Consider the following 22051-nt stretch of genomic DNA (forward strand, 5'->3'; position numbering starts at 1 on the left):
AATTGGGACTTATTTAGAAATGCTAATTCTTACGATATTATGTAAGATGGATGCATTGAACCTGCTGATCTCACCGACCAGAATTACTTTTGATTCTTTTGCATTTTCTGTTTCGATCATATCATATACTCTTCCCTGAAAACCACCTGTATTATTATAACCAACAGCTAATTTTCCATCTGGTTCTAAAATCATAAAACCTTGACGTAAATAGGTTCCATACTTATTAAAGCTTCCAGTCACTAATATTTTTCCACTATTTAATTGCGCTGCAAAAGTAGCACCTCCGCCACTAATCAATTCGCCATTAAATGTAGCATCAACAGATCCATCCGCATTTAATACCGCCAGCGTTGATGAAGGCTTTCCGTTATAGGTCGTAAAATTACCGGTCACAATTATTTTATTTGTTTTAGCATTAAAGCGAATTGAATAAATATCCCCATTAGCTGCCGCTCCTGATTGGAATGATTTGTCAATAGAACCATCCAAGTTTAATCTTACGATATGGTTTGCTTGTTCATTATTAAAGGTTGTGAAGCTCCCAACCAGAATTAACTTTCCGTCTGTTTGCATTATTGCATCGGCAATTCCACCATTTGCGCCAACGGGGCTCTGACGTGCCTCACGATTAAAATGAAACGTTGAATCCATTGAGCCGTCTAAGTTCATGCGTACCAATTGTGACATACGGGTAATATCATAAATCTTTTCATCGTAGCTTGAATTGGGAAGAAACATGCGTAGATAGGCTGTAAAACCTCCTATCGCATAAACCTGCTCACCAAAAACAAAAGTTTTTCTAATAAATCCCAATACTCCGCCATTAAATGATGGAATTGTATCGGCATTTTTCCATGTTATTTCGGGCTTTGGATTGACAATTTCGGTAGTTCGGACCGTATCTAAAGAGCCATTTGAATTTAATTTTGTTATGCTTCCAATGGTACGGCGATTTTCTCTACGACTATTATAAGCATTAAAACTACCCGCAATGATGTATTTTCCATTTTGCGAACCAGAAGTGATGCGATTGATTGACGTGATCGCTTTTAAACCTCCTACGACACCTATGCCGAAGTTAACACCTTCGGTTGAATAGTTTCCTTCAGCACCAATCTGGGCTATTCCACCATTTGGTGTCTTTTCGGTTCCCTGCTGTTCGAAATTATTGAAATATCCAGTTAACCAAATATTACCATTCGGCAATAACGCAGTACTAAATATCCCAGAACCAAAACCTTCACCTATAGTCGATGCTCCATTGATTACTTTGAAGCTTGGGTCAAGTGAAACTTTTCCACCAATTTTGACAATCGGGCCAAAAAATGACTGATCGTTTGCAGTGATCCACACACTTCCAGTACTTGCTGTTAAGGGTACAACAAATTGAATGGTTGTATCTGTATAATTGAGTACTTCAGCTTCGATCTCATTGACAAATAACTTAAATACATCCTTATACTTCATTAGACCTCTGACTTTCAAATCTAAGGTACTACCCGCTTCTACAATATCAGGATCTGTTGTTTTGGAAACAAAACCGATATCCAACACCTCTTTCCCTCCAGCATATGGATCGTCTGCTAATCCCTTGCTTTTTGAACAGGCCCCTACCACAAAGGAAAGTCCCACTACTAGCATGATAAGCAATCTTGTTCTATATTTTATATTACGTAACATCTTTCGAATCATTTATTAAATTGAAATAATTAATTATGGTGTTGCAGGTGTAATACCCGCCGCAATCGCTTCATCGATAAACTTTAACGTATTAAATCCAAATGTGTGTTTGATACGCGTGAGCACATGCAACACCCCATTATTTGTCTGGATATCGGAAGTTGCTACAGGGTTATTTTGCAAAGCAACCTGTGGATTTGATAGATCTGGAATGTAGGCCAAAAATAATTGACGGTATCCGGCATATTGTACACCTCCTGCATTATTAAAAATTACCCCAATATTCATGATACGTCCTGAATAACTGGTATAATTTTGACCTGGAAAGGCAATATACGAAAGGGTATCACGCTGTGGATAATCTTTCATTAAAGAAGAACTTTTGAATATATATTGCAAAAGTGTGTTCTTCCATACTGCGGGTTTGATTTGCGTAAGTTTTGATACGGTATCACGTCCTTCAAATCTAAGGTATCTATTGAGCTGTATAATTGCTTTATTCACAGATCCACTAGGGGGAGCAAAAAAAGTTACATTTTCTTTATCCAAGACATCATCCAATCCCGCTAAATTGATAATCGTAAGGGTCGAATCAAAAAATGGTTGTTTTGCCTTCATATAAGCTAATGTCGATCCTTCAAATTTGGGATCGTGAACACCCGAATCATAATAATATTTTTTACAACTGGTAGAAAATAGCACAGCCAGTGCTATGATCATATAAAAGATTCTATTTTTTAAATTCATAATGATTAATTCCAAAAATTGTTTCCGATTAAACCTGGGTTAGCATTACGCTCTTCGGCAGTGATGATCAATGGCCAAGTCCATGCGCCATTATTAAAATTACCAACACTCATTGGCGAATTAGCAAATTCCGAATTGACAACACGCTTTGTTCTAACCAGATCAAAATAATACTGTCCTTCACCTATTAGTTCCCGACATCTTTCTTTAAAAATATCATCTTTCAAGGTTTCACCCCCTGTAGTGATCTCCGAAGCACCTGCATTTAATCTAATTTGGTTCAAAAAAGCTTTAGCTTCTGTTTCCTGTCCGAGCTCGGCATGTGCTTCAGCAACTAATAAAATTGCATCGGACAATCTAAAAATAATAGCGCTGTCATCACTAACCATCGTGACACCAGAACCCGAACCTCTAGCGTAGGTATTGATAAATTTTTTAAACTGGAAAGTCAGAGAATTGTCACTAACATTATCAAACCAAAGGGCACGTCTTTGATCAGCAATACCCGCTGGATATAGTTTTTCAAGATAATTTCCTTGATAAGCCATTCGGCTTGTAGTTGTCGTTACAGTTCCTCTGTAAGGATAATGTGAAAAAAAGTAGGAGGAATTAGCATAATCTGCAAAGGTCTCGCCATAATTATAATCTTGTAAGATACTAAATAGATTTTCGGATGAACGGCCTTTAAAGATACGTTTGGTATTTTCAACTGTAATCGGCAAAAGGCGATAGTCTGTATATGTCTTTAATTCTTCTCCTAAAGCAGTCACTGCTTTATAGTATACTGATTTATCTGCTGTATCCCAAGCTGCTGCCCACATATTTAAATGCATCAATAACGCTACAGCAGAGGCACGTGTCGGTCTAAGACCTAATAGTGATGCTTCAGGATATTTAACAGGAAGATTATCCTTGGCTGAATTCATATCTGCAATACATTTTTTCAATACTTCAAGTTGTGGTAATCGTGGTAATGGTTTACTGTTATAGGCATCTGTATAATAAATGGCATCGCCAAACATCTTACAGATGTACATATAACTCAGATTACGCGTAAAAACCGCTTCCGCCTGATAACGCTTTTTTTCTGAAGCTGATATAATAGACTCAGGCATATTTCCGACTTCGGCATGAAGAATATTGCTGGCGGCAATCACATCATACCATCCCTTCCAGCTCATATTCTCTCTTATAACACCATCAAAATCATCTCCCCCACCTATAATTCCTTTCAAGTTATTATAAATTAAATTTATATAAGTTATTGGACCGCTTGACGAACCAATCCAATTACCTCTAATTTCCAAACTGGGTAATAATGCGGTATTTCCTATTTTAGTTTTTAACCTCAGGTATATCCCATTTGTATAGCCTTCTACATCTTTTTTGGTTTCCCAAAAATTATTCCCCGATAAAGCGTCAATAGGGGTCACATTCAAAAATTTATCACAGCTTGATGTAGATAATACAAGTGCTGTAACGGCAAGTATATATGCTAATTTTTTAATTTTCATGATATCAACAATTAAAACTCAATATTCAATCCTAAAGCAAATTGCTTAGGAAGTGGATAATTACCTCCAGAATCTTTACCTAATGCACTCACGTTTTCCGGATTAGCTCCTGTATAGCGGGTGATATAAAACAAATTGGAAACTGTACCATTAATACTTACACGGTTCATCCCATATCTTCTTGACCAGTTCTGATCAAAATTATAATACACTTTTACTGCATTTAATTTGAAATAAGATCCATCTTCTTGGAATAAAGTCTGATTACCCCTGAAAGGATTTAAGCGACGTGCGCGTACAAAATCCAATGGGTTTCCATAAGTTGCCTGATCGCCAACTGCTTTCCAATAATCCAATTGTGAAATAGGCGGTAATGCAACCAATTTCCACGGATCATATTGTATAGCAGGATCTGTAAATGCACCGAACTGGCTAGCCAAGGTATTATTCATAATATCACGTTTCAATGTGAATGATGTATTGACTTCAAAACTCCAGCTCTTGTACTGTAATAGCGAAGTAAAACCACCGGTAATCTGCGGTTGAGAATTACCGGCAATTACGCGATCATAGTTATCTAAAACATAGTTTCCATCTAAATCGGTGAAAATAGGATCACCTGCTTTAAAGTAATTTAAGATATCATTGCTACCCACACGATAAGGTAGACCAGTTGCTGGATCTACAGGGACTTGAGCATTGGTACTATAAACACCTTTTGTATTAAATAGATAGTTAGACAAAGAATTGATACCTAATCTATAATAGATATCCTGTTGGTTTCCTGGATCATAATAGATCATTTCTCTTAAACCATCCGGCAATGCTGCCAATACTTCACGGTTGATTGCAAACGAACCTGACATTGTCCATTTGAAGGGGCTTGTTGCACTTAATGGACGAGCAGTTGCTTGAAACTCCCAACCATAATTTACATTACTGATTTCTGTAGAAGCAATATTCTCGAATGAATTTGAAGATGAAATCGCTTTCTCTCTAAAAACATTATCATTTTGCTTGTAGTAGCTATCAATATTTAAGGTTAACCTATTATTGAATACTGAAATATCAAAACCCGCATTTAAAGTAGTCGCGCGAGTAGGCTCCAACGACCGATTCGGTAAAAATTTTAAATCTGTAACAACAGTTTTCTGATTATTATAATTATCTCCGCCATAATATTTTCCATAAGATTGATAAATACTTCCATTAGGTGTAATATTAGAACCATAACTCAGACGGAAGGATCCATAATCCAACCATTCCTTATCTTTCATGAAATTTTCTTTTTCAAAATTCCATTTTGCAGAAATCGCAGGGTTTTTAACATAACCTGCATCTGGACCATTGGTCGACAGACCGTCAGCACGGTAAGAGAAATTGATGACATATTTCTGCTTATAATCGTATGCAAAATTGCCTGAAAATGCCACTGCCCGTGTATCCGTATAGCCGATTGTACCACCTTTGGAACTTAAATAACTTGTCTGCTTTACGATCGGCCCTCTCAACTGATCATTGACAACACGATCATTCAACATTGCATCTGCTTTAAAGAATGATGATCTTATCTCGTTAAATGCGAAAAAGTTAAAATTATGCGCGTCTTCTCCATCTTCTTTCAATGAAAACACATAGGACATCTGGTTACGATTATACAATGTAGTTGCTCTATCGTTATAAGTGTAATACTGTGCCTGATTTGCATTTAATGCGGCTGGTGAGAAGTTATCTTTTGTACTGGATGTTCCGGTATAATTTAACGTGGTCTCCACTTTAAAATTCTTAAAGAAATCGTAAGCTACATTGACAATCGCAGATGTTGTCAAAACTTTATTATCATCATCCGTATTCAATGCTCCTAAAACCGAATTGACCGATGAATATAAGGATGGTGCTGGTAATAAAGAAGATGAATTTCCTCCGTCTGCAATACCAGAATTCATCAATCCATTCCCGCTACCCATCCTTTGATTCTGGATGGAGTTATTCAATTGCGCTAATAATTTGAATTTATAAGTCGGATTATAGATCATATTCATATTCAAGTTATAACGCGAGTAACCTGTATTTTCCTGAATACCTTTTTCATCGTAAATACCCATTGCAACCTTATAATTAAACTTCACATCACCACCGGATACATTGAGATTATGAGTCTGGTTATAGGTTGGCTTATAAAAATAGGACTGCCAATCGGTAGAGTTATTATAATAAGGATTTAAACTGTCTGATAAAAATGGGGTTTGGTTTACCAAATCTAAGGCATGATTCCAAGAGGTATCAAAGCGCATAATCTGTGCGATCCTTAATAATCGCTCATCTTTACCGCCAATAACAGCTTTTAATTGTGGTACTGCCGACATAAAGGCCGCACCATTATAGCGCACTACTGGAACTTTTGAATTACCTCTTTTTGTTGTAATTAAAATAACACCATAAGCGCCACGCGATCCGTATAAAGATGTTGCAGCAGCATCTTTAAGTACCTGAATATCTTCAATATCTTCCGGTGGAATCTGTGATGCTGGTGATACACCAGGTCCTGCTTGTTGGAAACCGTAAGAAAAATTTGCATTATCGTCTACCGGAACACCATCGATGACATATAAAGGAGAAGTTGGTGTCAAGAATGCCGCGTCTCCACTTCCAGAGACATTGATGTTGGAAATACCACGAATCGTGACACTTCCTCTAAATCCTGGTGCACCTGTATTATTTTGAATATTTAAACCCGCGACACGACCTTGCAATAATGACATCACATCACCTGCAGGCTGTCCCTGTATATCTTTACCTGAAATGGTAACAATAGAGCCTGTATTCGTAGCTCTTGTTTTCTGCTGATAACCACTGGTTACTTTGACCTCCCCCAACATCTCACTTGTAGGTGACATGGTCACGGAGAGGTACGTTTTATTGTCAACTTTTACGGTAACAGATTTATGACCAATCGATCTAAAAATGATGGAAGCATTATTTGGAACCGTGATCGTAAATTTACCCGACCTGTCCGTACTTCCTATTGCTTTACCTCCGGTACTGATACTCACACCGGAAATTGCTTCTTGAGAACTCGAGGCACCGTCTATGACAACCCCCGTTACTTTTATCTGCTGTTGTGCAAAAGCAACTTGTTGCGTTCCAAAAAACAACAATATAACTAGCGTATATATATGCTTCATTTGAAATGTATTTAATTTAAGTTTATATTGATTCATTAATCATTATCAAATTTTGGTTTGTCTCTTCTAAACCAAAAGGTCAGCTCCCAATCACCCTTTTGAAAAATGTTAAAATTAAAGTTGAGGTAGTTTTTTTCAAGTATATTACCAAAGCCAATGCGACTAAACTTAAATGAAATGCTAGCCTGTCCACCACTTAATGTTGTGTAAGGAGTTGGATAAGCACTTAATGGAATCGGATAAGCGACATCATAACGTACTTTTGTTGCATCCTTCGTCATATTAAAACCATGTACTAAGCCTGCCCAATTCGTTTCATCGAATTTATTCGGATCTATCGGATTGGATAAGGAATCTGCAAATTTGAAAGTCAAGCTATTTCCATTTCCTGTTTTCCTAAACAGGACCTGCACATCAAAAAAACTACTCATGTACTGTCCGCGTTCACCCATGATGAAGACCCCTGATGGGCTAACGGAAACACTTGTTGCCTGTCCAGTGATGGGATCTAAATTTGAAGGTTCATAAGGACGTTCCCTGAAGGGCATGAGGCGCATATTTTGAAAATACTTACGACCTCCAGAATTGGACATCTCGACATCGAAGACATAGCCAGAATCTGGTTGTGCACTCACCATATTAGAATTAGCCGAAGACCACATCACAAAATCACCAGCGTGTGGTCTAATTTCAAATAATGGATGATTTTCAATGGTTCGCTTCGCTTCAATTTCAGCTAAAGATTTTTCTGTACCATCATAAATCTGTTTCCATACTGTCACTGGATATAATTGTGTTAATTCAGGCGCTGGATCTCCATTAAACTTGCGCATATTCACAATTTTAAAATCCAAAGGACGACTTGAATTTCCGTATTGAAAGATATTGGTAAATAAGGTATTCCGGCCAAGTACCGGTTGAAATAGCGTGGTTACATATTTCGAATCATTGGCTATTGATAGCCTTTCGTCAGGTAAATTCTTTTTACAAGCCGAAAAAAACAATCCAAAGACCATTACAGGTAAACCAATCTTGAATATATTTAGAATTCTTTTCATTATTTCTCTTCATTTAAAACTAATCTGCGCGTAAATTCATCAAACCCAAAATTGTGAATCGGGTCTAAAATATTGATTGTCGCATTATTTGTTCTGATATTTACTGTATTGGCTTTAGTAGTTACCCAGTCTTTCTTAAAGGTTGAACCAAAAGTTTCACTAAAATTTAGAATGCTCGCTCCACCTTCAACAAATCCGGAAGAACTCATTTTTGCATATCTGACATGCATCGGGTAATCAAATACAATTGATTTGACCAAAACACCATCTGTATCCTCCATATAAGCATCGGTAGTTTTTTTACCTCTCACAATGTATTTACAGATCATGGTATCCAGCTGTGCCTTGTTAGCATCTGATAAATACACATTTGGTAAACCAAAGCTTCTACGCATATTATTTAAATATTTAAGAGCTGATGCAAAATTTTTATTGACCGGCGCAAACAGAGTCAATTCTTGATTCCTAAGCGAATCTTCCAGATTTGGAAATCTTTTCAAAACCAAAAGCAAGGAATCAAAAGTTCCATCAGGTTGTGCTTGTAGATAGTCTAGTGCATTTCCATTATAGGTCTGCACTTTATTCTCATAATCGTAATAAGGTGATTCACTTTTATTACATGAGCATAGCCAAAGGGAGACAATTCCGATGATGGCTAATACAAAAAAATTATTATTTAAAATCTTCATACATTTACGTTTTGAAATTACTATTGCCAATATGGATTCTGAATAATAGATGGATTTGCACTTATGACATCCTGAGAAATTGGCCAGTAAATACCCCCTGCATCTTCAAATTGTTTAAAGGTCATACCCTTTCCATTTTTTGTTGCATAAATTGCATTTGATTTCTTGATTCGGTTATATCTCACTTGATCGTACCATCTCCATCCCTCGCCCATTAACTCTTTTCTACGTTCTTCAAAAATTGCTTTAAAAATATCTGGAGAGTTGATAGTCGTATAATTGATACCCCTCAAGGCACAAGCTCTATTTAGAGCGGTATATGCACCTTCCGTATCACCTATAACTGCTAATGCCTCAGCCCTCAACAACGTAATTTCTTCCATCCTGCTGAAGACCATTGACGAACTGAATAACATAAAATTACCTGAAGTATTAGAAGGGGAGAGCACTTTGATCTTATTAAAAATTGGCATTTCGGATTCGAAATTATAGAAATAATTCGTGCGGTATAATCCGGTCAGTCTATCGACACTGAAACGTAAATCAAAAGGGTTATTAAAGACATTTATAATTGTATCTTTAGAAACAAACATTTCCGGACGATTTTTTGGAATGAAAGGAGCAGCTAAAGTTAATTGTTCAATATGACCATTCGCTGTCGCTAATCCATTACCAGACTCAAAAGGAAAACCGACCATTACAGTTGCTCTTTTATAAGCAAATGGACTCATATTATTTTGATTCTCCGTTAGCGCATTCATATCGATATAATCCAATGGATTGGCTCCGTCGACATAATATTGAGATGACTGATTATCTAATACAAATTTAGCATAGTTGGCTGCGTCTGTATAATTCCCTTGCCAAGCGGCTATATGTGCAAGAATAATATAGGCCGATAAGCGTGTAAATACGTTTCCGTTCCAAGAAGCCCAACCCTCACCGTAATAAAGTCCTGGGAAAATAGGATCTGTTCCACCGTAACGGAAAGGAACGACCTTAGCTGCTGCTAACAATTCTGAAGTTGCAAAGCCCAATACCTTTTGTTGCGAAGTTCTCGGTAATTGTACAAAATCACCATCATGTGATGATGTCAATAAAGGGATATCTCCCCAGATCCGAGCCATATAATAATAAGCAAATGCACGTAGTATTCTAGCTTGGGCAATATCTACATCATTATTTAATTTGGTATAGCGGGGATCTACTGCTACAATTTCTTTTGATCTTTCAATGAAAAGACTGGCAGCATTAACAGCAGCATAAAATCTTCTCCAGTTTGTAATACGATTAATTACTGGATATGATGCATTTAACTGTCCGTTGACAACGGCCTTTAGATCCGCACGATTATTAATTGTAAAATCTCCCTGTCTCAGATCTCCCATCACCCAATGACCATTATCTGCTACGGTAGCAGATCGCATCAATCCATAAACGGACATCAAATTGGCCTTTGCATCTTCGAATGACTTCCAATTAGTTTCTTCTGTCGACAATCGAGTTGAAGAAACATTATCTATTTTATTACAAGAAAAAGTACTCAAACTAATCACTGCAGTCAAAATGCTGACTGCCAGTTTACGCCCTGTTAATTTTCTTCTATTGTTTATACTGTTCATCTCTAATTATTTTTACAAATCCAGTTTAAATCCTATTACAAAAGTTTTTGGAATGGAGAGGTTTGCGCCGTCATAATACCCGTTGAAATTGATTAATTCAGGATCTACACCAGTAAAATTGGTTACTGTCAAGAGGTTCATACCTGTTGCATAGACGTAGAATCTGCGGATACCCACTTTTGAGGCATTAAAGAATTTAGCCTTACTCAGGTCATATCCAATAGTAACCGACCTTAACTTTAAATAGGAAGCATTATCCAAGAATAGATCTTGATCGACGCGATACGGATTGATATCACTCCATGGGTTATAAATTGGATAATCTTTTTCATTCTCAATTTTCTGCCAAGAAGACACTTCTTTGATGGAATTGATATCATTGCCAGCTTCACGATTGATAAAGCCATACTTAGTGGCTTCGTATTGATTAAGTGCTTTATGCCCAGCAGCAAAAATAAAATTGAAATTAAGATCAAAGTTTTTATATGCAAAAGTGTTGTTCCAGCCTCCGACAAAACTTGGGATACGATCTCCTGTCAAAACTTTATCTTTGTTATCGACACGATTATCATTGTTATAATCTTTCCAGATAGGATCACCCCCCTTCACAGGAATACCATTAAAAGTTAAATCAACAGGAACATCTGCGTCTGTATTATAAATACCTGTATTGGAATATACCCAATAGCTTCCTACAGATTTACCAACCTCTAATTTGTTGTCTCCAATAATCAATTCTTGATGGCCGTCTGGAAGCGCAGTAACTTTGTTTTTATTATAATTAACATTGATCGCGGAATTCCAATTGAATCCATTTTTATTTTCAACTACTGCACCATTCAACATCAGTTCTAAGCCTTTATTATTAACTTCTAAACCGGTTTTATAATTTACGCTATAGCCCGTCTCCTGTGCAACAGGAACACCAATTAACTGATCTTTATCATTTCGATTGTATGCTGAGATTGCCGCATTCAATCTGTTATTTAAGAATGTACCATCAAGTGTCAAATTCGTTCTCTCGGCTACAGGCATTTTGATTCCATAACCTATAAAGCCACTCTCATAAGGTCTATTTATTCCCATTACAGGTCCATAACCGGGAATAGTTGGTTCTTCAAACCATCCGCTTTCCGATCGGTACTGAGGTCCTGCCGCATAACGGTCATCTAAGAAAGTACGAACCGTTCTACCCCAGCCTCCTGATATATTCAATGCATTGAAAAAAGTGTTGTCTTTTAAAAACTGCTCTTTTAAACTGTAATTAACATTAAAGGAAGGTGTTGTCACCCATCTACTATCAGGTTGTCCATTGGAAGAACCATCCCTGCGGACAATTGCGTTCACAGCTAATAAATTTTTGTATTTATATTGGGCAGATCCGTAAAAGGACATCAGATTATTGACTTCTTTGTCGATATAGCGAAACACATAGAAATTAGGAGAGTTTAAATATTCAGATTTATTTTTATCTCCCTCTACAAAGCTCAACTTGACATAATCATTAGGTCCATTATAAGCTCTCGCATAGTTGTACTTGAAGGTATCCCCCTGATAGGTCTGACCGACTTCTAAATTCAATTCATGATGTTCTGCGAAATCAAATTTATATGAAGCGGAGTTATTGAGGATCATCCGCTGGCTGTAGCCAAAATAGTTGGAGATGTAGCTCACACCATCCATAAGCGTCGACGGTGTGAAGAAATCGCGCGATCCTTCATTATAGTCAAACATTAAACTCGACTGAATCTGTAGCTTATTGACATGGGCAGTCAAAGTCACATTACCATTTAGAGTCGTTACTCTATTGTTATCAACATTTTTTTCATTCTCTTCCAAAAAAGCGCCAAACACATCGGCATTGGGCGACAAAGGACTTGATAAATCTGGGATATAACGCGTTTCGGCGAATCGATCTCTTAAACTTTTATTACGGGTTCGATCCAAACGTGAAGTATTGACATTACTCGACATCGTTAACCAACTGAAAGGAGCCATATTAATTCCGAAAGATATATTGTATCGGTTCAAGTTGGTTTCGTCAGCATTACCGGCATTTTTTGTTCCCGAACCAAAAAATCGGAAACTTGCACGATCGTTTCCTCCTGTAATCCCTAAATCAGCAGAGTAGGTCGGGGTATTTTTATAATATTTGTCATTCCAGTTTGAGGGACCAAAATAAGCTGTATTAGTTGAATCTCTTAAATAGCTGGCATAATTATCATACCGCTCTTGGTTGCCATATTTTTCGTAAAATGGTTTTCTAAAATTATTCTCATAAACACCATTTACAGTATACACTTTGGGTGCAGTAACATATCCAAAATAAGAATTTAAGCTAATTTCTCTTAAGCCTGACTTTGCTTTTTTAGTCGTGACATAAATAGCCCCATTTACTGCATTTGGACCCAATTTAGCAAGTTCAAAAGGATCCTTAATAACTGCAATGGATTCAATATTACTAATATCAATTTGCGAAAATAAATTAGTAGCAGGACCGATGCGGTTGTAATCGTATTTTTGTACGTCAAATGCAAAGGGGTTTTCTTGTACCATGGGCACCCCATTGAGATATATGGCAGGTTGCAAAGCATAGACATCCCTTTTAGAAAACAGGACACCAGAAGCACCTTGTACAATCATACTCTGCTCCGTGCCTGGCTCACCATTTGGTTCTTGAACATAGACACCAAGAAGATTTCCTTTGACGATCTGTTGTAATGAAAGGTTAGGAACAGGAATGACCGATCGGATGTTAATGGTATCCCGAATCGTCTTAAATTTCTGCATGGCCTTCATCATCTGGCCAATCGTATCTGTTTCAAAATTATTGCTGGAAAACTCACCTTTACTTGTATCTCTTAAAACACTGGACTTATTGGTCGGTAATTTCAAGTATTTTTGGTTAGCATGTAAAGATTGTGATCCAACAACAGCTAAAAACAAAGCAAAAGAAACGCTTGTGTAATTTTTAACCATTATTTAATTTAATTTAAGTTTTGATAAAATTATTCAACATAAATCGTTCTCAAGATGAATTCCTCAAGATAAAATGCATAGAAAAGCCAGGAAGAAAAACGGATGTTTTTTACCTAAAAATATATAACTAAAAATAAAATCACCTATAAATGCTAAACATAACACTATTAATTAAATTATACGGGCAATTGATTATTTACAGTCATAAAGTCAATTACGATAGAGACTTCTTAACTTTTGCTAAATTTTTACGAATTAATAAATTTAGGTACTCTTTTCATTTGATTTCATTTGGTTTTTTTAAAATTTAAAAATTGGTATTATTATGATTTTTATAAATCGGTTAATGATAAATATGCGTCCGTTTTGGCAGCTAATAATTGTTAGTATGTAACAATAATATAATAATAATATTGTTATTCCATATTCCTTATGAACGAAACCGTTTGCGTAAAATGAGCAATCGATTGCATTTTTCACCACCCTCTTTATGTGTAACATAATTAAAAATATAATAAATATCCTTTCATTTTATAATCAGTGTTTTAGCTAAAAAAAGCAAAATCTACCATGTATTCATTACTAAAACGTTTTTAGCACTAGATTTAGTTAATTACAATTTTGAAGCTACGATTTAATGGTCAAACATATTAATGCTGTATGGATGGTTTTGTAAACTATTTTAAAAATATCAAGAGAGAATCTAGGAATGAAATGATATTTTTCACTTTTCCAAGAAAATATACCGCTAAGTTTACTACCAGAATTCTTATTATCTTTTATATGGTTCATTAGAACAAAAAAAATCAACAAAATATCATCACTCAGTTATTAGGGTATAAATAAAATATTTGCAGCATCTATCTGTGGATTTTTCAATTCTTAAAGTTTATAAGTTATTTATTTTGATATCGTTCACATTCGTAAATGAGAAATAATAATACAGCTCACATAATTTATTCAGTTGATTCCCAACACTATGCAAATCACCAATTTAACATTAATTTAACACTATTTGTAATCATTCTAAATTCATCTGTTTGACAGATTTTTGACATATAGCAAAAGCTTTTAAACTACATTTGCAGAGTTAAAATTAATCGAGGGTATTGCTTTGAAGAATCTTAAGGTATTAGCATTCACACATAAACACGTAGAACTTAAAGATTTAGGTAATCTAGTTATTTGTAATGAGGAGTTAGAAAGTAGACTAATGAATCTAAAACATAACATGGATATTCCTGAAGTATTCTATATTGGAACTTGTAACCGTGTTGAATTTGTGTTTTATGGTGCTCATGACTTAACGAATGAATTCATTGCGCAATTTATGGAGAAACTCAATTTCTGTGTCCCTCAGGAAAGATTGCAATGTTATTTAGGTCAGGTGAACAAATATGAGGGTATGGATGCGTTAGATCATCTTCTTCGTATGTCATGTTCTCTTGAAAGTTTAGTTGTTGGTGAGAAGGAGATCTTAGCACAGGTCCGTCGGGCATACGAAAGATGTCGAGAGGCTGGATTTACCGGTGACTTCCTACGCATGCTAATGGACCGTCTGGTAAAAACAGCAAAAGAGGTCTACACCCACACTAAAATATCCAGAAACCCAATTTCTGTTGTTTCTTTAGCATACCGCAAATTAAAAGAAATTAAATCTGTTGAGAATCCAAGAATTCTGATTATCGGATCTGGGGAAACCAATCAAAATTTAGCAAAGTATTTTCAGAAAAAACAATCCAGCAATTTTGTAATTTTTAACCGTACGGTTGAAAATGCGCAGAAATTAGCTACTGAACTCAATGCTGAAGCCTATCCTTTATCGGAATTGATCAACTATAAAGGTGGATTTGATATTCTCATTACCTGTACAGGTGCTACAACGGCCATCATTGATAATTCCCTATATCAATCTTTATTAAATGGAGAAATGGATAAGAAAATCATTATTGATCTTGCCATTCCAAATGATATTGATGCTGAAGTTTTAGCCAATAATGCGGTGCACTATATTGAGGTTAGTTCCCTACAAGCGATTGCCAACAAAAATATTGAAGAACGTTATAGTGAACTGTCTAATGCTGAAAAGATTATTTCAGACAATATTCAAGAATTTTTACCTATCATTAAACAACGACGTGTTGAAGTTGCAATGCGTCAGGTTCCACAAAAAATTAAAGAAATCAAATCTTTTGCATTAAATGAAGTTTTTGCGTCGGAGGTTCAGGCCTTAGATCCGGAAGCGCGTGATGTATTGGAAAAGATTATTAATTACATGGAAAAAAAATACATCAAAGTTCCTATGGTAATGGCTAAAGAGATTTTAGTCAAAGTAAACGAAAATGGTGTTAATTAATTAAGAGCGACTTAAAACTCTTTTTCACACTGCATTTGGATTTATTCTGACAGTAACGTGTCAACAAATCAATACTATTTATTTATTTTTGCCTATCTTAATTATTAAAATAAGGTAAAGTATATAGATTGTGAATAGAAAACTTATCATTGGTACTCGTGGAAGTGCACTTGCGTTATGGCAAGCAAACTTCATCAAAGATCGGCTGGCTGAAATTGGCATTGAATCTGAATTAAAAATCATCAAAACTCAAGGTGATATCATTCAACATCTCCGTTTAGATAAACTCGAAGGAAAAGGTTTTTTTACCAAAGAATTGGAAGAAGAATTACTTTTGGGAACCATTGATCTAGCTGTTCACTCTCATAAAGATTTACCTACTGTGAATCCTCCTGGATTAATCATTGCCGCAGTATCTGAACGTGAAAACCCTGCAGAACTATTAATTATTCATAAAGATTGTGTAGATATTAAGAAACGTCTTTCTTTAAAACATAATGCCACTGTGGGTACATCATCTAACAGACGTAAAGCACAACTTTCTTCTATAAGACCTGATCTTGAATTTACAGATTTACGGGGTAATTTACAGACCCGTATGCAGAAACTTCGTGATGAGCAGTATGATGCCATCATGTTAGCAAAGGCTGGTATTTCGAGAATCGATATGGACATCTCGGATTTCCATATTGAGGAAATTCCTCCTGTTGAACTAGTTCCTGCTCCTGCTCAAGGTGTACTGGCTATTCAGATCCGCGAAATTGACACAGAATTATTTCAAGCTCTTCAGCCAATTAATAATGAGGAGGTACAGAAGACCATCGCCGTTGAACGTAAAGTATTGAATCTATTTGACGCTGGCTGTCATGCTCCTCTTGGTGCTTATTGCCGTAAAGTGGGTGATACGTACGAAGCATGGACTTCTATCGCAGATACCAGTGATGATTTTCCTGACCGTTTTTATGTGAAAGGAACTGATCCGGCACTATTACCTGAAATAATTTTCTCTAAGTATGCGAAAGATCGGGTATTACCAAAATCTGTCTTTATAAGCCGGGATCTGGATGAACATTCTTATTTATCCCGCTTCTTTGCAAAGCATAATATTCAAGCTGATGCACGCTCTTTAATCAAAATATTTCCAATAATAAATAAATTGGATCCGTTTATTTTAAAGCATGTGGACTGGATTTTCTTCGGCAGTAAAAATGGAATTGAACATTTCTTTAGCTTGGAGCCACGACTAAGTAAAAAGACTAAAATTGCAGTAGTTGGACGTGGATCTGAGGAGACTTTGCGCAAATTTGACCGTGTTGCTGATTTTTCTGGCGAGCAGTCCGGAATTAACATGGAAGAAATCGGGGCTAACTTTGCAGCACTGGCAAATGGTGGTACGGTTTTAATTCCTCGAGCAAAAGGTTCTTTGGAAACAATTCAAAAAGCGCTTAGTTCAGAAACCAAGGTGATCAATATGCCTGTATATGAAACTGTGCTTGAGGATAATGTCAATGCAACAAGTGCTGAGGTCTTAATATTTACAAGCCCGAGCAATGCTGAGGCTTATTTTGTGAATAACTTAATTGAACCTGAGCAACAGGTGATCTGTATTGGACGCTCTACGGCTGCTATTTTTGATGAAATGGGTCTTTCCTATACGCTGCCTTATTCACCAGATGAAATTGGCTTAGCTGAGGCCATTTTTGGATTAGACTATAAATCATAATACGATTGGAAGGATTTAACATTCTTCCAATCTTTTTTAATACATATAACATGTTACAACGTCCGAGAAGAAATCGTAAATCTGCTGTGATTCGCGATATGATTCAAGAAAACCGCTTAAGTACCGCTAATTTGATCTTTCCACTCTTTATTGTAGAAGGTCAAAATCAAAAAACTGAAATTTCATCTATGCCAGGTATCTTTCGTTATTCGATTGACAACTTATTGCGTGAAATTGAAAGCTGTTTAAAACTTGGATTAAATTCATTTGATTTATTTCCTGCTGTCGAAGAATCTTTGAAAGATAAATTCGCAACTGAAAGCTACAGAAAAGGTACGCTATATCTTCAAGCAATCGAAGAGGTCAAGAAAAATTTCCCTGAAGCTTGTGTCATTACTGATGTTGCTATGGACCCTTATAGTTCGGATGGACATGATGGTATTGTAGAGAATGGAGAAATCCTAAATGATGAGACTTTAGTTGTTCTGGGTAAAATGGCTTTAGCACATGCGCATGCTGGTGCGGATATTATCGCTCCTTCGGATATGATGGATGGCCGTATTGGTTTTATCCGTAATATTCTAGATGAAAATGGTTTCACCAATGTGTCATTGATGTCCTACACGGCAAAATATGCTTCTTCATTCTATGGTCCTTTTCGTGATGCTTTAGGTTCTGCTCCTAAAAAAGGTGACAAAAAGAGTTATCAAATGAGTTATGCTAACAGCAGAGAGGCATTAATCGAAGCGCAATTAGATCTGGAAGAAGGTGCTGATTTTTTAATGGTAAAACCGGGTCTTCCTTATTTGGACATCATTAAATCATTACATGATAATTTTGATTTGCCTATTGCTGCGTACAATGTCTCCGGCGAATATGCTATGATCAAAGCTGCTATTGGTAATGGTTGGTTACAAGAAACCGCTATATTGGAGACTCTAATGAGTTTCCGTCGTGCAGGTGCTACTGCAATCTTAACGTACCATGCTAAAGAAGCTATAGAAAAAGGTTGGATTAAATAAACAACTTATTAAATAACAGATGAAGCCCAAGGATAATCCTTGGGCTTCATCTGTTATAGCTAAGTCCTCATCGTGATAACATCTAGATGGTGTTTTGTATAATGCTATTCCTTACACTGAAATGAGAGATTTTAGTAAATAATTGGATACTTTTGTCCTGTAAATTATAATCAATATGACACAACAAAATAGCGCTCACACGAAAACTGCTGATATTTCTAGGGAGAAGTCGGCACAACTTTTTGAAAAAGCGAAACAATATTTTCCTGGTGGCGTAAATTCACCAGTACGTGCCTTTAAATCTGTTTATGGCACCCCTTTATTTATTGAAAGAGGAGATAAAGCTCATATCTGGGATGCGGATGAAAATGAGTTTATCGATTTTTGTTGTTCTTGGGGTCCACTTATTTTAGGTCATAACAACGATCAGATTCGTGAGGCAGTAATGGCACAATTAAGCAAAGGTTTAAGTTTTGGAGCACCTACTGCTCTCGAAAATGAGCTGGCTGAATTGATTATTTCTAACAATCGATTTATTGAAAAAATCCGTTTTGTAAGCTCAGGTACTGAAGCTGTCATGTCGTCTATCCGCTTGGCTAGAGGGTACACGAAACGTGATAAGATTGTTAAGTTTGAGGGTTGCTATCATGGACATTCGGATTCTCTTTTGGTAAAGGCTGGATCTGGATTGGTTACTTTTGGTGAAACTTCTTCTGCTGGCGTTCCTAAAGCATTTGCTGATGAAACCATTGTCATTGCATTAAATGATAAAGAGGCGTTGGCCGCAGTTTTTGATCAATTTAAAGATCAGATTGCTGCTGTTATTATTGAAGGTGTTCCTGCCAATAATGGTCTTTTACTCCAGACCAAAGAATACATTCATTATTTAAGAGAGATAACAACACAAAATGGAGCCTTACTTATCTTTGATGAGGTGATCACTGGTTTCCGATTAGGTTTTGAAGGTGCTGCCGCTTATTATGATGTGCAACCTGATATCATTACCTATGGAAAAATTATCGGAGGTGGTATGCCGGTTGGAGCTTACGGGGCATCTAAAGAATTGATGAGCTGTATTTCTCCTGATGGTTCTGTTTACCAAGCGGGAACATTATCAGGTAATCCAGTTGCAATGGCTGCCGGAATCGCCACATGTAAAGTCTTAACACAGCCCGATTTCTATAAAAACCTGAATGCAAAAACGGAGTCATTCGTTTCTGAAATACGAAACTATATTGAAGAAAAGAATTATGAAGTAAAAATCTTTACGATTGCTTCGATCTTCTGGTTTGCTTTTACAGATCAAGAGGCGATTTTGAAAGCGAGCGAAATTGATCCAAATTCGATGGAATTATATAAATTGATGCATCGTGAATTGCTGAATCGTGGTATATACTTTGGCCCTTCTGGTTATGAGGTCGGCTTTATCTCGCATGCGCATACAGATGAAGATTTAATTACGGCTAAAAGACATATTTTCGCGGCATTGGATTTAGTTTTCGGGTAATCGTGAACTTTTTCATAAATAATCTGTTTATATTTATTGAATGATCAATCAATAATAATTATGAAAAAAAATATCTTAAAGTCTGTTGCTGCTGTTTTGGCTATCACAGGAACATTAGCTTCTTGTCAAAATACCGCAACTAAAACAACAACGGGACAGGATTCTACTGTTTCTACTGATACAGTTGCTGGTACTGAAATAACCGTAACACCAGTCTCGGACTCGAAAGCATTTCCTGGTGCTGACTTGAAAATTGCCTCTATTACATCTGAAAAGGTTGGAACGGATTCGGCAAAAGTAACTGTAAAGTATGCTGTTAGTAATTTTAAACTTACTGAACAAACTGCTCATGAGCATCATATGGCAAATTCTCATGATGGTCAACACATTCACTTTATATTAGACAATAAACCTTATGCAGCTCTATATAAACCAGAAAACACGGTTACTTTAGCGCTGAATTCGGAGCATTATCTGATGTCATTCTTATCTCGCTCCTACCATGAATCAATTAAGACAACTGAGGCTTCTAAATTGGTTAAATTTAAGATTGACAAGGATGGAAAAGTAGTTCAAGATGCAGCAGTTACAGCTCCATCATTATTCTATAGCCGTCCAAAAGGTGAATATAAGGGTGAAGATACGAAAGTATTATTGTTAGACTTTTTCTTGGTCAACACAACTTTAGCCGCTGACGGCAATAAAGTATTAGCGGATGTGAATGGGAAACAATTCACATTGGATAAATGGGGCCCATATGAAATAAAGGGCTTACCTTTAGGGGATGTGAAGGTAAAATTGACACTAGTGGATAAGGATGGTAATGCCATCACTGGTGACAATGTTTCTGTAGAAAGAGATATCAAATTATTAGCACAATAAAAGCTAATAGCATTATAAAAAAGGCTTCAAGAATAATCTTGAAGCCTTTTTTATGAACAATATATTATGTTTAAAACCCTACACTCTTCAAATTTAACCCTGCTCTTTCATCTAGACCAAACATTAAATTCATATTTTGTACGGCTTGTCCTGATGCGCCTTTCAACAAATTATCTGTTGCATTCAAGATTAATAATTTGTTACCGTGTTTTTCTATATGAATAATACTTTTATTTGTATTAACAACTTGTTTTAAATCAATATTTTTACGACTCACATGGGTAAAGGGATGTCCTTCATAATAAGCTTCGTAAAGTTCATAAGCCTGTTCTTCAGATAAATCTGAATCGACGTATATAACTGAAAATATCCCTCTTGCAAAATCACCTCGTTGCGGAACAAAATTGATTCTCTCGGCAGCTCTTTCTAGTAAGGATTGATCTGACTGAGGAAGGAATCCATCCTGCAATTGTGCTAAAGATTCCGATATTTCCTGCAAGTGCTGGTGTTCAAAAGATTTATAAGCGGATAGGTTATTATTGCGCCACGAGAAGTGTGTAGTCGCGCCTGGTTTCTGTCCTGCTCCTGTAGATCCTGTTGTTGCATTCACGTGAATCTGACTCGGTAATAAACCCTTATCTGCCAATGGCAAAAGAGCCAATTGGATATTTGTTGCAAAGCAACCCGGGTTTGCAATATAGTGAGCTGTTTTAATTTTATCTCTATTCAGTTCAGGTAAACCATATACAAAATTCTTACCGTTGTACGCCGTATTCGCTTTCAAACGGTAATCTTGTGATAGATCAATTATCTTCACAGAAGGATCAATTGGATTTTCATCCAAAAACTTACGAGCATCTCCGTGACCTACACATAAGAATAATACATCTATATCTGAATGAAAATCTGAAGAGAATGTTAATTCCGTATCACCAAATAGATCATTGTGTACTTCATAGATTTTATTGCCTGCATTGGAGGCACTATTGGCAAATACAATTTCAACTTCCGGATGATAAATCAACACGCGTAATAATTCTCCTCCAGTGTACCCTGCTGACCCTACTATTCCTACTTTTATCAT

14 protein-coding genes are annotated in these 22051 nt (G+C 36.3%); 5 read left to right on the forward strand and 9 right to left on the reverse strand.

Features of this window, described 5'->3' with window-relative positions; translation table 11 throughout:
- Positions 1-9: 9 nt before the first annotated feature.
- From HCX49_RS18400 to HCX49_RS18435, 8 genes are read right to left on the reverse strand one after another with little or no spacing between them, the layout of a single operon-like run.
- Positions 10-1683, reverse strand: a complete 1674-nt coding sequence (locus tag HCX49_RS18400; protein ID WP_168127859.1) for a DUF5008 domain-containing protein — start codon at positions 1681-1683, stop codon at positions 10-12.
- Positions 1684-1716: 33 nt separating this feature from the next.
- The gene (locus HCX49_RS18405; protein WP_206368601.1) at positions 1717-2430 is read right to left on the reverse strand and encodes a fasciclin domain-containing protein; all 714 of its coding nucleotides are present in this window, start codon (positions 2428-2430) and stop codon (positions 1717-1719) included.
- 5 nt (positions 2431-2435) lie between these two features.
- Positions 2436-3944, reverse strand: coding sequence for a RagB/SusD family nutrient uptake outer membrane protein (locus HCX49_RS18410; RefSeq protein ID WP_168127861.1), 1509 nt, complete (start codon positions 3942-3944; stop codon positions 2436-2438).
- Positions 3945-3955: 11 nt separating this feature from the next.
- Positions 3956-7129 carry a SusC/RagA family TonB-linked outer membrane protein gene (locus HCX49_RS18415; RefSeq protein ID WP_165902452.1) on the reverse strand — a complete coding sequence of 1058 codons (3174 nt, stop codon included), beginning with the start codon at positions 7127-7129 and terminating at the stop codon, positions 3956-3958.
- Positions 7130-7164: 35 nt separating this feature from the next.
- The gene (locus HCX49_RS18420) at positions 7165-8187 is read right to left on the reverse strand and encodes a DUF5007 domain-containing protein (protein WP_132843624.1); all 1023 of its coding nucleotides are present in this window, start codon (positions 8185-8187) and stop codon (positions 7165-7167) included.
- Positions 8187-8876 (reverse strand): fasciclin domain-containing protein, encoded by a 690-nt coding sequence (locus HCX49_RS18425; protein WP_168127862.1) that lies wholly within the window; start codon positions 8874-8876, stop codon positions 8187-8189. The genes HCX49_RS18420 and HCX49_RS18425 overlap by 1 nt, the downstream gene beginning before the upstream one ends.
- A 20-nt stretch (positions 8877-8896) precedes the next feature.
- Positions 8897-10498 carry a RagB/SusD family nutrient uptake outer membrane protein gene (locus tag HCX49_RS18430; RefSeq protein WP_168127863.1) on the reverse strand — a complete coding sequence of 534 codons (1602 nt, stop codon included), beginning with the start codon at positions 10496-10498 and terminating at the stop codon, positions 8897-8899.
- A 12-nt stretch (positions 10499-10510) separates the two neighbouring features.
- Positions 10511-13477, reverse strand: coding sequence for a SusC/RagA family TonB-linked outer membrane protein (locus HCX49_RS18435; protein ID WP_168127864.1), 2967 nt, complete (start codon positions 13475-13477; stop codon positions 10511-10513).
- Between the two features lie 1114 nt (positions 13478-14591).
- Here HCX49_RS18435 and hemA point away from each other — a divergent pair.
- From hemA to HCX49_RS18460, 5 genes are all read left to right on the forward strand, one after another.
- The gene (gene hemA / locus HCX49_RS18440) at positions 14592-15833 is read left to right on the forward strand and encodes a glutamyl-tRNA reductase (RefSeq protein ID WP_168127865.1); all 1242 of its coding nucleotides are present in this window, start codon (positions 14592-14594) and stop codon (positions 15831-15833) included.
- A 130-nt stretch (positions 15834-15963) separates the two neighbouring features.
- A complete protein-coding gene (gene hemC, locus HCX49_RS18445; protein WP_168127866.1) occupies positions 15964-17556 on the forward strand; it encodes a hydroxymethylbilane synthase in 1593 nt (530 codons plus the stop codon).
- A 50-nt stretch (positions 17557-17606) separates the two neighbouring features.
- Complete coding sequence (gene hemB, locus HCX49_RS18450; RefSeq protein WP_132771504.1) at positions 17607-18578, forward strand: porphobilinogen synthase; 972 nt, start codon at positions 17607-17609, stop codon at positions 18576-18578.
- Positions 18579-18753: 175 nt separating this feature from the next.
- Positions 18754-20085 (forward strand): glutamate-1-semialdehyde 2,1-aminomutase, encoded by a 1332-nt coding sequence (gene hemL, locus HCX49_RS18455; protein ID WP_168127867.1) that lies wholly within the window; start codon positions 18754-18756, stop codon positions 20083-20085.
- Between the two features lie 60 nt (positions 20086-20145).
- Positions 20146-20967 (forward strand): hypothetical protein, encoded by an 822-nt coding sequence (locus tag HCX49_RS18460; RefSeq protein WP_168127868.1) that lies wholly within the window; start codon positions 20146-20148, stop codon positions 20965-20967.
- A gap of 70 nt (positions 20968-21037) precedes the next feature.
- Here HCX49_RS18460 and argC read toward each other — a convergent pair whose 3' ends face one another.
- The gene (gene argC, locus HCX49_RS18465) at positions 21038-22051 is read right to left on the reverse strand and encodes an N-acetyl-gamma-glutamyl-phosphate reductase (RefSeq protein WP_021191929.1); all 1014 of its coding nucleotides are present in this window, start codon (positions 22049-22051) and stop codon (positions 21038-21040) included.

The sequence above is a fragment of the Sphingobacterium sp. B16(2022) genome, from assembly GCF_012030425.1.
In the GTDB taxonomy this organism is placed as follows: domain Bacteria; phylum Bacteroidota; class Bacteroidia; order Sphingobacteriales; family Sphingobacteriaceae; genus Sphingobacterium; species Sphingobacterium anhuiense.

Coding starts and splice junctions, on each gene's coding strand:
- HCX49_RS18400 (WP_168127859.1), bottom strand. CDS start 1,683: ATGTTACGTAATATAAAATATAGAACAAGATTGCTTATCATGCTAGTA.
- HCX49_RS18405 (WP_206368601.1), bottom strand. CDS start 2,430: ATGAATTTAAAAAATAGAATCTTTTATATGATCATAGCACTGGCTGTG.
- HCX49_RS18410 (WP_168127861.1), bottom strand. CDS start 3,944: ATGAAAATTAAAAAATTAGCATATATACTTGCCGTTACAGCACTTGTA.
- HCX49_RS18415 (WP_165902452.1), bottom strand. CDS start 7,129: ATGAAGCATATATATACGCTAGTTATATTGTTGTTTTTTGGAACGCAA.
- HCX49_RS18420 (WP_132843624.1), bottom strand. CDS start 8,187: ATGAAAAGAATTCTAAATATATTCAAGATTGGTTTACCTGTAATGGTC.
- HCX49_RS18425 (WP_168127862.1), bottom strand. CDS start 8,876: ATGAAGATTTTAAATAATAATTTTTTTGTATTAGCCATCATCGGAATT.
- HCX49_RS18430 (WP_168127863.1), bottom strand. CDS start 10,498: ATGAACAGTATAAACAATAGAAGAAAATTAACAGGGCGTAAACTGGCA.
- HCX49_RS18435 (WP_168127864.1), bottom strand. CDS start 13,477: ATGGTTAAAAATTACACAAGCGTTTCTTTTGCTTTGTTTTTAGCTGTT.
- hemB (WP_132771504.1), top strand. CDS start 17,607: ATGTTACAACGTCCGAGAAGAAATCGTAAATCTGCTGTGATTCGCGAT.
- hemL (WP_168127867.1), top strand. CDS start 18,754: ATGACACAACAAAATAGCGCTCACACGAAAACTGCTGATATTTCTAGG.
- HCX49_RS18460 (WP_168127868.1), top strand. CDS start 20,146: ATGAAAAAAAATATCTTAAAGTCTGTTGCTGCTGTTTTGGCTATCACA.
- argC (WP_021191929.1), bottom strand. CDS start 22,051: ATGATAAAAGTAGGAATAGTAGGGTCAGCAGGGTACACTGGAGGAGAA.